General features: G+C 70.3%; 6 protein-coding genes and 2 pseudogenes. 5 read left to right on the top strand and 3 right to left on the bottom strand.

The features are described 5' to 3' along the window. Positions 1-383 precede the first annotated feature (383 nt). Positions 384-2,453 carry an MMPL family transporter gene (locus OG607_RS00040; RefSeq protein ID WP_405717060.1) on the top strand — a complete coding sequence of 690 codons (2,070 nt, stop codon included), beginning with the start codon at positions 384-386 and terminating at the stop codon, positions 2,451-2,453. 139 nt (positions 2,454-2,592) lie between these two features. Beyond that, positions 2,593-2,834: pseudogene (locus OG607_RS00035) on the top strand (LD-carboxypeptidase); the annotation flags it as partial. On the opposite strand, the gene OG607_RS00030 reads toward OG607_RS00035, so the two are convergent. Beyond that, on the bottom strand, positions 2,797-2,922 hold the full coding sequence (locus tag OG607_RS00030; protein WP_405737488.1) for a hypothetical protein: 126 nt from the start codon (positions 2,920-2,922) through the stop codon (positions 2,797-2,799). The pseudogene OG607_RS00035 and the gene OG607_RS00030 overlap by 38 nt on opposite strands. Before the next feature lie 703 nt (positions 2,923-3,625). Here OG607_RS00030 and OG607_RS00025 point away from each other — a divergent pair. Beyond that, a complete protein-coding gene (locus OG607_RS00025; protein WP_405717058.1) occupies positions 3,626-6,292 on the top strand; it encodes an FAD/NAD(P)-binding protein in 2,667 nt (888 codons plus the stop codon). Positions 6,293-6,868: 576 nt separating this feature from the next. Beyond that, positions 6,869-7,039: a hypothetical protein gene (locus tag OG607_RS00020; protein WP_405717056.1), complete on the top strand. Its 171-nt coding sequence runs from the start codon at positions 6,869-6,871 to the stop codon at positions 7,037-7,039. 422 nt (positions 7,040-7,461) lie between these two features. On the opposite strand, the pseudogene OG607_RS00015 reads toward OG607_RS00020, so the two are convergent. After that, a pseudogene (locus OG607_RS00015) lies at positions 7,462-8,373 on the bottom strand (sensor histidine kinase); the annotation flags it as partial. A 961-nt stretch (positions 8,374-9,334) separates the two neighbouring features. Between OG607_RS00015 and OG607_RS00010 the strand changes: the two are divergent. Beyond that, complete coding sequence (locus OG607_RS00010) at positions 9,335-9,562, top strand: hypothetical protein (protein ID WP_405717054.1); 228 nt, start codon at positions 9,335-9,337, stop codon at positions 9,560-9,562. A gap of 150 nt (positions 9,563-9,712) precedes the next feature. Here OG607_RS00010 and OG607_RS00005 read toward each other — a convergent pair whose 3' ends face one another. Next, the gene (locus OG607_RS00005) at positions 9,713-12,358 is read right to left on the bottom strand and encodes a Helicase associated domain protein (protein ID WP_405717052.1); all 2,646 of its coding nucleotides are present in this window, start codon (positions 12,356-12,358) and stop codon (positions 9,713-9,715) included. Positions 12,359-12,795 lie beyond the last annotated feature (437 nt).

Here is a 12,795-nt window from a genome sequence, read left to right as displayed (position 1 = left end):
GAGGTACGCGACCGGGCCCGGGCCACCGCCCGCCGCCTCGTCCGCGCCGCCCCGGGCCCCTTCCCGGGCGGCGCTCCCGCGCAGCGCGCCCCTCCTGCTCGACCGGAATCCGGCCGGAAACGGACCGTCATCGGGCGAGGGAATCCGAGTTCAAGCCAACTCGAGGGGCGCTCCACCAGGACTCCACCCCTGTGGTGAAGAACCTTTGTATACCCAGTTCCGTACGAGCCCCCGCTCCACGGCTCCTGACCCTCAGTGAGCGTCACATGACGACCCAGACCCCGGCACCATCCCCCACGGAAACGGTTCCACCGCCCGTTCCTTCCCCCACCGTTGCGCGCCGATACGCTGCCTTCGTCGCCGGCCGGCGCTCCAAGTGGGTCGTGCTTGTGCTGTGGCTCCTGCTCATGGGTATCGGTGGCTCGCTGGCCGCCGGCCTGGCAGACGTACAGGACAACGACCCTGAAGCCTGGCTGCCGTCGAGCGCCCAGTCGACCAAGGCGGTGCAGCTCGCGGAGCAGTACTTCGCCGACAAGGACTCCAGTACCGCAGTCATCGTCTACGCCCGCGAGGGCGGCCTCACCCAGGCCGACCTGTCCCGGATCGACGGCGATCGCACCCGGCTCGCCGACAAGGTGGCCATCGGCGAGGTCTCCCCCGCCGTGGTCTCCCAGGACAAGGTCGCGGCCTTCGTGAGCGTTCCGCTGCGCACCTCGCCCAGCGACAACAAAGTGCTCACCGACAAGGTGACGGAAGCCGGCAAGCTCACCTCCGACGGCGCCCCCACCGGTCTCGACGTCAAGATCACCGGCGAGGCCGGGAGCATCGCCGACTTCGCCGAGGTCTACTCCGGCATGGACGGCGCACTGCTGGGTGTCGCACTCGGCGTGGTGGCGCTGCTGCTCCTCATGACCTACCGCAGCCCGGTGCTGTGGCTGATTCCGCTGATCGCCGTGGGGCTGGCCAGCCAGGTGGCGAGCGGCGTGGTCTACCTCCTCGCCAAGCATGCGGGGCTGGTGGTCAACGGTCAGAGCGCCTATGTACTGATGGTGCTGTCAGTGGGCGTGGGCACCGACTACGCCCTGCTGATCATCGCCCGCTACCGGGAAGAGCTGCACCGGCACGAAGACCGCCACACGGCGATGGCGCTGGCCGTGAACGGCTCGCTGCCGGCTCTGGCCGCCTCCGCCGCGACGGTGGCGCTCGCGACGCTGTGCCTGGTGTTCGGCAGCATGAACAGCACCCAGGGTCTGGGACCGGTCGTCGCCATCGGTGTGGTCCTGGTGTTCTTCGCCATGACCTCGCTGCTGCCGGCGCTGCTGGTGATCCTGGGCCGCTGGGTGTTCTGGCCCGTGAAACCGCGCGTCACGGCGGGATACGACCCGAACTCGGCGCAGGGGCACAGCAGGTGGGCAAAGATCGCCGCGGCCGTGGGACGGCGCCCGCGCGCGGTGTGGATCGGCACGGCGCTGGTGCTGGGCGTCATGGCGCTGGGCATCACCGGCGTGCAGACCGGCCAGACGCAGGCGGAGCAGTTCACCGGCAAGGTCGACTCGGTCACCGGCCAGCAGGTTCTGGCCAAGCACTTCGCCGCAGGCTCGTCTGCTCCTGCGGATGTGTACGTCCGCGACGCCGGGGCCGAATCTGCGACGGCCGTCGTCGCCACGGTGCCCGGTGTGTCCTCCGTCAGCACCCAGGTGGCCAAGGGCGGCTGGACGCACCTGACAGCAGTACTCCGCGACGCCCCGGACTCCGCGGCCGCCAAGGACACCGTCCGGGACATCAGGACGGCGCTGGACGGATCGACCGGGCCGGCAGCCGACGCGGTCGTCGGGGGCCAGAGCGCGGTGGCGCTCGACGTCTCCGAGGCGCAGGGTGACGAGGAGACGCTGCTGATCCCGCTGATCCTCGCGGTGGTGCTGGTGATGCTCCTCATCCTGCTGCGGGCGACCATCGCATCTGCGGTGCTGCTCGGGTCCGTGGTGCTGTCGTTCGCGGCGGCCGTCGGCACGGCCTCGCTGCTGTTCCACGCACTCGACCACGCGAAGATCGACCGCGGGCTGGTGCTGTTCGGCTTCATCTTCCTCGTCGCGCTGGGCGTCGACTACACCATCTTCCTGATGACACGCGCAAAGGAAGAGGTGCGGCTGCGTGGCCACCGCGAGGGAATCCTCACCGCGGTAACGGTGACCGGCGGTGTCATCACGTCGGCGGGCGTGGTGCTGGCTGCCACGTTCTGCGTCCTTGCGGCCATCCCCACGGTGAGCGCACTGCAGCAGGGGCTCCTGATAGCGGTCGGTATCCTCCTCGACACGTTCCTGGTACGCAGCCTGCTGGTTCCGGCGCTGGCCCTGGACCTGGGGCCGCGCATCTGGCGGCCGGGCCTGACGCCACAGGAGACGGCGCCGCACGAGTCCGGGAAGAGCCGGGCAGAAGCGCCGTCCACCGTCTGAGTTTGCGGTGTGACGTCGCGGGTCACTCGACGAGCTGATCCGCGGTTCTTCCCGGGACGACGCAGGCGGCCGCTCCTCACGCTTCGAGGTGTCAAGCAACGAAGCGCTGAGGAACGGCCGCCTGCGTTTGAGTGTCCTTTCCCCGGACGGCCTGCTCGTCTGCGTGGAGGCGGGTGGCGACGGCGCCTTCGCCATCTGCCGGAAACTGCACGGCATGCGACTCGCGGGCTTCCTCGACCGGGCGAACGCCGTCCTCGTCGGCCGGCCAACGCGCCCGACGCCGGCTCCCTCAGCCAGCACGAGGCCGTCCTCGACGCCCTGGGGTCCCTCAACGTACCGATCATCACCGACGCGGAGTGCGGCCATGTCCCGCCGTACATCCGGCGGCCGGCGTCTCCAGCCGGGCCCGCAGCCGCGGATACCGCCCGGCGACCTCCTCGGCCTTGGCCATGGTCTCCCGCAGCAGCACCTCGCTCCTGTGGTGTTGAGTGCGCCACGAGGCAGAAGGAGTGCCCGGCGGGGTCGGCGTAGACGTCCCAGCCGCGGCCGCACCCACCGCCGTCCAGGAGGGCCGCCACCACAACGTCGTCGACGGCGGCCGCGACCGCACCGCCCGCGACGAGTTCTGCGCGCCCCTCGGGCCGCTGCCTCGACCTCCTCCTCACCAAGGTCCACCCGGCCCTCGCGGCAGCCACCGCCGCTCGGTGACCACCCGGGTCCCGCCGCGGCGACCCACCAGGGTCCCGTTGGGTGACTTCCTCCCGGGGCGTCCCGCCAGCCGAACCGCGACCCAGTCGCCGTCCCGCAACGAGTTGCGGGACGGCAGGCGAAGCCGTGCCACCGGAAGCCACCCCCGACCCGCGCGACGACCCGGTGCGTTTCGGCCAGTGGGTCGCGTCTCCCGCCCCCACCGGCCTGCGGTGCTCGCCCGCCCCCGTACCGGCGAAGGCGCCGCGCCGCCGGTACGGGGGCGGCGGCCCGGCGCGAGGCGGGCGGGCGGGCCCCGGTTCCGGATCCGGCCGGCGACGACCGGTGCTTGAGCGGTCCTCGAGCGCCGGGTGGGATTCCTCTAACGACACCTTTTCCTACTCACTCGGTCGGAAAAGTGCGCGCGACCCGAAGGCGGAGCTCCGTTCCACCGGCCCCGCCGCCGATAACTGCCGGAGGCTTATGTGAGTCCAGTCCGTGAGCGGTACACGGTGGCCGTCGTCGGTGCGGGTGCGGCCGGCACGCTGACCGCCGTCCACCTCTGTGAGGCGGCCACGCGCCGCCGAACCCCCCTCGACCTGGTCCTGATCGACCCGGCCCCCGAAGCGGGCCGCGGCACCGCCTACACCACCCGGGATCCCGGGCACCGCCTCAACGTGCCTGCGGGCGGCATGAGCTGTTACCCCGACGACCCCGGCCACTTCACCCGGTGGCTCTGCCGCCACGGCGAACCCACCGTCACCGCCGCCGACTTCGCGACCCGCTACCGCTACGGCGCCTACCTCGCCGACACGCTCGCCCAGGCCATCGTCCGCGCGCACGGCACCGTGTCCGTACGCCAGCTGACCACCCGCGCCGAGCACGTCGCCGGCGCCCCGGACGCCGGGGTGACCCTCCGGCTCGCCGACGGTACGCGGCTCGCCGCCGACGGCGCGGTCCTGGCCACCGGCCCCGCCGCGTCGACCGCGGCCTGGGCCCCCGCGCAGCTGCGCGCCGCCGCCCGCTTCGTCGCGGACCCCTGGACCAGCGGCGCGCTGGACGGACCCCGCGCCGACGACAGCGACGTCCTCCTCATCGGCACCGGCCTGACCTCCGGCGACCTCACCCTCACCCTCGAACGCCCCGGCCGCACGGTGCACGCCGTGTCCCGCAACGGCCTGCTGCCCCAGCCGCACGCCCTGACCCCGGCCGGCCCCATGCCCGCCCCCGAAAGCCTCTACGACACTTCCTTCGAGCAGCTGCGCCGCACCGTCTACCGCCACGTCGCCCGCGCCGTGCGCCTGCACGGCGACTGGCGCCCCGCGCTCGACAGCCTGCGCCCGCACACCGCGCACCTGTGGCGCCGCCTCACCCCCGAGGACCGCGCCGAATTCCTCACCCGCGACGGCGCGTTGTGGAACACCCACCGCCACCGCATGGCGCCCGCCACCGGCGAGTCCGTCCTGCGCGCCCGCACCGCGCGCCGCCTGGCCGTCCACGCCGGCACCGTCACCCGCGCCGACGTCCGCGCCGACGGATCGCTGGACATCGGGCTCTCCGGCGGGCGCGACCTGCACGTGGGCTGGGCCATCGACTGCACGGGCCCGGGCCCGGTCCTGGATGACCCCCTGTGGCGCTCCCTGTTCGAAGCCGGCGCCGCGGTGCCCGGCCCGCTCGGCATGGGCGTCGCCACCCTCGACGGGCGCCTGCTCGACGGGCAAGGGGCCACCGGCCTGCCCCTGTACACCCTCGGCGCCCCGCGCCGCGGCGAGCTGTGGGAGACCACCGCCATCCCCGAGATCCGCGTCCAGGCGGCGGCCCTCGCCCAGGAGCTGCTCGCACCGCTCACTCCCCGGCGCCGCACCACGCGCCGCCCGCTCGACGGGCACGGCCTCGCCCTGTCCACCCACGCCGAGGCGGCCGCCGCCTACCGCACCGGACTCGACCGGATCCTGAAGGTCCGCTCGGGCGCCGAGGACTCCCTCAGCCGCGCGGTCGCCCTCGACCCCGGCTTCGCCCTCGGGCACGCGGCCCTCGCCCTGCTGGGACACGAGTGCGGAGCCGCCGTCGACGTACCCCGGGCCCTGGCGGAGGCGCAACGCTGCGCCCGGGAGCGGGCGTGTGAACGCGAGCGCTCCTTCGTGGAGGTCGTCACCCGCCGCGTCCACGGAGACGAAGGCGACGCGGCCCTCGCACGGCACCTGGAGCACCACCCGGCCGACGCGCTCGCCCTCGCCGTTGCCGTGCCCACCATCGCCTTCTCCGGCGTCGACGACCTCGACGACGACTACGCGCTGCGCCTGGTCGAGCGAACCTCCTCCGCGTACGACGGCCACTGGTTCCACACCTCCCTGCTGGCGTTCCTGCGCCAGGAGCAGGGCCGCCTGCACGAGGCCGGCGAACTCGCCCACCGCGCCCTGGCCGCCGAGCCCGCCTCCGGGAACGCCGCGCACGCGCTCGCCCACGTCCACTACGAGACCGGCGCGCACGGCGCGGGCCGCGACTGGCTGGAACGGTGGGTCGCCGGGCGGGGCCGCCGCGCCGTGCACCGGGCCCATTTCTCCTGGCACATCGCCCTGCACGAACTGGCCCTCGACGACCCCGCCGCCGTACGCAAGCGCTGGTTCACCCAGCTCGCCCCAGGCCGGGTGACCGGCGTACGCGCCCTGGTGGACTCGGGGTCGCTGCTGTGGCGCGCCCGGCTCAGCGACAGCTGGCGCGGCGACCTGCCCGTCGCGGACGTCCTGGACGCGGTGGAGGCAGAGATCCTGGAACGGCCCGCGACCGCCTTCACCGCCCTGCACTGCGCCATCACCCTCACTGCCGTCGGCGACCTGGCCGCCCTGCGCCGGCTGCGCGACCACGCGGCGGCCGCCGACGAGGTCCAGCGCGAGGTCATCGCCCCCCTGTGCGAGGCGTTCGCCGCGCTCGTCGAGGAACGCTTCCGGGACGCCGCCCGCGGCCTCGACGCGCTCCTGCCCGTCCTGCGCCGGGTCGGCGGAAGCGCGGCGCAGCGCGAGGTCGTCGAGGAGACCCTGCTGTACGCGCTGACGGCGGACGGCCGCTGCGAGGCGGCGGCCCGCCTGCTGGACGCCCGCCTGGAGCGTACGCAGGCCCCCCGGGACCGGCGGATGCGGGCGGGCCTGCTATGACCGGCCATTGATGTTGTCGTGGGTCGTTCTTGTTGAGCAGTGGGCAGAGTCCTGACCTGGTGTTACTCAATTTGGGCGAGTGTGTGGTTGTGGTGGGTGAGGTGGATCTGAGCGGTCTCTTCTGTGAGTGGCACCGAGCGTTCTATGGGTGCCTGATCAGGGGATATTTCGGCGCTGCCGAGCAGGGTTGGTTCGATTGCTCACGTGGAGCGGGTGCTGCGCACGTTCGCGGGTTCGTCAAAGGAGCGGTCGGGGATGCTGAGGCATTGCGCCGTTCCCTGGCCGCCGTCTATGCGTCCGGGCGTCCCGCCATCCGTGCGGGTGCCGATTCGGCTCGTCGGCGGTCTTGCGCCGCTGGCCGAGCACCACAGCCACCGGGGTTCCAGGTCGCGGTCACCCGGCAGGTGCCCGACCTTCAGACGTGGCAGAACAGCTTCTGTTCTTTTCCTGCCCGCACCAACGCGATGGCGCGGGCGCGGAACTCAGCGGGGTAGGCGCGGGGCATGTCTGGCAGCCTTTCGTGAAGGCCGTCAGTTAGCCAGCAGAACTGGAACCTGAGAGGTGGGGCAGGTCAAGATGTCACCCGATCGTGCGGCAGACCCCTTGTCGTGGTCAGCCATCCTGGACGGCGGCGCCGGCCTCGCCCACCGCATCACCACCGCCCAACACGGCACCCTCACCATCAACCCCACAAGCCCCGGCGCCCACTTCACCCTTCGCCTCCCCACCCGCGACACCACTCCGTAAGCAAGGCCGCGGCTGGCGGCGCGACTTGTCCCGTCCGGTTCATGGTTGAGCAGCAGAGCGAGGTGAGCAGGGCCGCAGTGACTGCCAGCCGCCACGCCGGGACCAAGGACTACGGTGACTGCTCAGGGCAGCCGTGCCGTGTTGTCGCTCTCGCCCCACGGCGTCCTGACGTGGAGCAGGTGCCCGTGCGCCTGGTGGCAGCTGCGAAGCGCGGCACCCGGATACAGCTGACGGTTTAGCCGAGGCCGGGTGTGTTCATGTTGCTTGGGTGTCGCCGCCGGCCCTGTTGTCCCGATGGTGTCATAAGATCAGGAATCCGCAGGCTGGCGTGGTCCTGGGTGCTGGTCTGTTGAGGGGGCGGGTTTGGGCTGGTCGGCTGCATGTCGGCCTCGTCGGGGAGGAACGGCGGATCCGGTGCCGTCGGGGCCCTGGGGGTGAGGCGGCGCTGCAGCGGCGAGCCCAGCCGGGGAGACGCCGTGGGGCAGCATCACGAGCGCGGTGGTGCCGCCGGAGTCCGACGGGCGGAGCTGGATGCGGATGCCGTGGCGCAGGGACAGCCGGCCGACCACGAACAGGCCCATGCGGCGGGCGACGGAGACGTCCACCGTCGGCGGGTTGGCGAGCCGCTCGTTGATGTCGTCCAGGTCCTCGGGGGACAGGCCAATGCCGGTGTCGTGGATTTCGATCAGCACACGGCCGTCGGGCAGCGCGTTACCGATGACCCGCACCTTGGTCTGCGGCGAGGAGAACGAGGTGGCGTTCTCCAGCAGCTCGGCGAACAGGTGGACGAGGTCGTTGACGACGCGGCTGGTGACCTGGGTGGGTGGCACTGAGGTGAGTTCGATGCGCTCGTACTCCTCTACCTCGGAGACGGCGGCGCGCAGCACGTCGGCCAGCGGGACCGGGCTGGTCCAGAGGCGGCCGGGCTCCTCACCGGCCAGGACGAGAAGGTTTTCGCCGTGGCGACGCATACGGACGGCGAGGTGGTCGAGTTTGAAGAGGCCTGCCAGCCGGTCCCGGTCCGTCTCCCGGCTCTCCAGCTCGTAGATCAGGCTCAGCTGGCGCTGGATGAGGCCCTGGCTGCGGCGCGAGAGGTTGGTGAACATCGCGTTGACGTTGCCTCGCAGCAGCGCCTGCTCGGCGGCTAGTCGGACGGCCTCGCGGTGGACCTCGTCGAACGCCCGTGCCACCTGGTTGATCTCGCCATGGGAGAAGACCCCCACAGATTCGACGGAGACGTCCACATCCTGCGGGTCGGACTCCGACAGGTGCTTGACCAGCTCTGGCAGTCTCCGGCGCGCAACATCTTGGGCGGCGTCGCGAAGCTGACGCAGGGCCTCGGACCTTTTCACTGCAGGGGGCCAGAGCTTACTGCCCTTCGCTTTCTCGATGATCTCCCTGGCCCGGAGCTCGGCCTCGGACAACTGATCATTCGCAGCCTGGACAAGCTCCTCGGCGCGCTTGCCGGCTGTCTGGATGATCTCAGCCGACTCCAGCCGGGCCTGCTGACGCAGTTCCTCGATTTCACTTCCGATGTGGGACCACAGCTCGTCAGCCTGCTGCTTCATCGCGGCCGCATCCTTGTGGGCCTGACTGGTCAGACGGTCCACTTCGGCCGCTGCCTCCCGGCGGATTTCCTCTGCCTGCTCATGCGCCTCGGTCCGCACCAACTCCGCTTCCGCAATTGCTTCCGCGACCGCTGCCTTAGTGGCGTGGCGGACCCGCCTCGATGACGCTTGCACTTCCCGTTGCCGGTACTTGACCTCCCTCCACCGATCCCGCCATTCGTCCACGCGCCCCGGATGCGAAACATGCGCCGGCGCTGCGCGCTGCTCCGGGGGCAGGAGGTTGGTGACGACGCGGACGAATTCCACGAGGGCATCCATGGAAGGCAACCGCTTGCCGGACAGGGCTTCGTTGATACCAGCCTTGGTCAGCTTCGGGCGGACGGATGCTTTGACGATCTCGCTGTAGGAAGGAGCGCCGAACTCGATGTGCAGGCGATTCAGGGCGTTGGTGAAGTCCGCCAGAGCCGCGTCATAGATCGCCATGGACTCAAGATCGTCCTCATCCACCCCATGACTCTTCTGCGTCACTGTTCCCCCTCTGGCACTACGCAGAGAACCCTAGAGGGCGGCTGCTCTGAACGTCCACAGATTCTCTTGAACGAACCTGAACGAATTCAGCGTTCGCCAAAGGTGCGTAAGCGTCTGTCACTTGGCCGCCGATGTACGGGATCTTGCGGGCCTGTCCGGGCCGCTTCGCATCACGCCAGGAGCAGGGTCTGCTGGAGACATGGACGACATCAGCACCAACTCCGTGCACCATGCCTCCGACACTGCGATCGCCACACCGTCACCAGACGAAGGGACACCGCAGCATCACCGCATACTGGATCTCGGCGCTTTGATCGCGCTACTGGGCCTGGTCGCTCTTGTGTACCTCGTCGTGGGGGACGTCGGCTTTTCGGCGATCATCAGCGCGGCAGCCGGGCTGTTTGGCATCTGGCGGGCCCGTCGGTGACGGCTGCACACGTTAGCCGCGAACCGATCGCCACAGCGCTGACGGGGCAACGGCACGCAGACGGCTGCGCCCTTCCTGTCGATCCACCTTATGCCGCATTGCCATGGCATGAGGTGCGGGTCGTCCGGCAGACCGCCCTCCTCAACCTCGTCATGCCCATTCGATGCCGAGTTTGGTGAGTGCTGCCCGCTGGGGTTCGGTGAGCTTGTCCCGCCTGGATTTGGTGTTACTCATAAATACCCCCAGCTTCAGAGCGTGCTCCTGGCCATCGACGACGATCCGTTCTACGTGGGTGCGGCCGACGACGTGGGTGCCTTCGCGTGCGATGTATTGCGCGAGGGCGGTGAGGCCCCGCTGGAACGCCGCTGGCATTTTGCTGCCAGCCGTGCTCTTCCTGGCAGGGGCGGGAGAGGGCCGTTCAGCGGGTTTGATGCCCAGCCCGGTCAGCCGTTCCTGTTGTTCGGTGGAGAGCTGCGCCCAGTCGCGGGCCTGCCGGGCAAGCCATTTCCCGAGGTCGTCGCCTTCGTAGAGGACGCCGGGGTGGATGTCGGGGAGGGTGCCGTCGGCGTCGAGGAGGTCGCGTAGGACGGCGTAGTGGCGTTGCCAGTCCAGGGGCCAGGGGCAGTCCCAGTCGGGGTCGATCGCGGCCAGTTGCTCCGCGCGGGCCTCCGTGCGCTCCGGGTTTTTGCCGAGGCCGCCCTTGCGGCGCAGATTGGCCATGTGCTGCCCGATTGGCTCCTCCAGCCACACGGCGTCCTGCCTCGGAGCGAGGTGGTTATGCGCCCGGTGGAAGCCTCGAAGGGCGGCCAGCTTGCTCTCCCATGCCTCGTCTCCGGGCTCCCACACCATTCCTTCGTCCTCGAGTTGGAGGCGGCGGTGGTCTTCGAGTTCGCCGGCGCGGTAGGCGCGCCGCTGCTGCGCCGTCCAGCGCCCCAAGGGAAACTGCGTGACACCGACGGTGACCTCGGTGTCGTACGGCACGGCGTACAGGCCCCTGATGCCGTTCTCGGCCCGCCAGCGCCGCAGCGCCTGGAAGCCCTCCAGCCAGACCAGGGATTCCGGCCGGTAGACCCGGGTGCGCAGGAACGCCGCGATCGTGGCGGCGTCGCGCGGGCCGGAGAACCGCATCAGCGCACTCTCGATCGCCTCGGGCTGCTCCTGGCCCTGCCCACCGTCTCCCTCTCCCTCCGCGCCCTCGCCCGCTGCCCTGGCCGCGATGATGCGGCCCTGGGCATCGCGCCGGACGTTGATGCGCCGCTGCTCCCGGCCCCGCGACAGGGCGCGGGAGGCGAGCTGCTCCACGAGGCGTTCCGAGTGTGAGCGCAGGCCCTGCAGGACGGCTACGAGAGGCTTGTAGCTGGAGGAGGCGACCATGTCCTCGGGGTTCTCGCCGGGCGCGAGGAAGACCGGCACGAGGATCCTGGCCACTTTGGTCGTGCCGTCCGGGTTCGGCCGCAAGGCTCTGCCGATGTTCTGGACGATCTCGACTTGGGAGCCGCGGGTGTCGGCGAAGCAGATCGCTTCCACGCCTCGCTCGCCGACGATGTCGACGCCTTCCCCGAGGACCCGCACCGAGCACAGGAACGCGCGGTGGACCCGACGCCCGGCGGCGTTGATGCCGTTGGCGAACTGCCGGATCACCTCGCGGCGTTCGGCGACCAGGTGGTCCCCGCACAGCCACTGCGCCCACACCCGGTTAGCGGGCACGTGCCGGTAGGTCTCCAGCTCGTACGGTTCCGCCCCCATCGAGGACGGCGGCAGCTGCGCGGCGTCTTCCAGGGCCTTGTCGGACACCTCGGTGGCGTAGAGCTCCGCAGCGGTCTCCGGCAGCTTCGCTGCGAAGGCTTCCGCTTCCTCCACGCGCTGGTGAAAAACCATCACGGTGTTGAGGTTGTGGGCTGCGGCGTGCTCCAGCAGTGCGGTCTGCAGCAGCGCCAGGCGCCGGCCCCGCAGCGCCTCCTCGGACAGCACCAGCATGGGGTCGGGGTCGCGGATCTCCAGGACGTCGATCTCGAACCCGGCCAAAATCCCGCGCTCGATGGCCTCGGACAGCCCGAGGTCTACGATCCGCTCGCCGTAGGTTCCCTCCGGGTCGGAGGTCATCGACGCGACCTCCAGTTCCTGGCCGTCCAGCCCTTTCTGCGGCCGAGGCGCGGCGAGGATCCGCGGGGTCGCGGTGAGGTAGAGCCTGTAGTCGGCGTGGATGCGCGCCTGGTCGTGGATGGCAGCCCAGGGCCGACCAAGATCACCAGCGGTTCCGTGGGCCTCATCCACCACAGCGAGGTCGAAGGGCGCGAGCCGCTGCCCGTACATCAGCTCCCCGCCCGCCAGCGCGTGCTCGATCGGCCCCCGGATCCTCCGCTTCCCGGTGATGTCCCTCGGGTCCTCCCGGTCCACCAGGGAGGCGTACGTGGCGAACACGACGACCGGACCACTGCCGGCCCACAGAGCGAGCTGGACCGGGTTGGTGGTGGTCCGCACCCCGAGCTGCTCCAGCACCTGGTCCTTCTCCAGCGAGCACACCGCCACCATCGGACTGCGGTGGCCGATCGCGCGCCACGCCTGGGCGGTCTGCACCAGCAGATCGAGGGTGGGCACCATGACCACGATCCGGCCGTCACGGAACAGGTCCAGCGCAGCCGCAGCAGCCGTGTACGTCTTCCCGGATCCGGTCGCGGACACCATCGTGGCGCGGGCCCCGTGTTCCGGCACGAGATTATTCGAAGGGAATCCGACCCACTTACGGATACGCGAATTCGCATCCACCTGATGTTCACGAAGCCGAATCGCAGACATTAGGAAAGCTCCATTCCATATCCCGGGGCCCTAATGGGAGGGGGTGTTCCAATATTCTGCCAAGCCTACATGCTGCATCTAACTGATACACGCACTACGCTGAAGCCCCACCAGGCGAGCCCCCGTCACCCCTTGCTGCCAGCCAGACCCGCGTAGCGGGTCCTGGTCCTGGAGGCGAAGCCGGAAGGACCCCGGGGTGGGGAAGTGCGCAGCACGCCCCAACTCCCCGTACTGCAGAAGGAATTAGTGGTACCTGACATGCGATCAACCAGGCCGTGCGAAGCACGGACTGACGGCCCGCAACGCGGGCCGTACCCACGGCCGTTGAAGCGAAGCGGAAACGGCCGGCCAGCGAAGCCGGGCACGGTGAGCGAAGCGAACCGCAATACCCCGCGAAGCGGGGGTATTCACTTGCACATCGCGCAGCGATGTGGTAC

Source organism: Streptomyces sp. NBC_01537 (assembly GCF_045040445.1).
Classification (GTDB): Bacteria; Actinomycetota; Actinomycetes; order Streptomycetales; family Streptomycetaceae; genus Actinacidiphila.
Note: the sequence above shows the minus strand (reverse complement) of the source record. Positions and strands in the feature narration are given on the sequence as shown.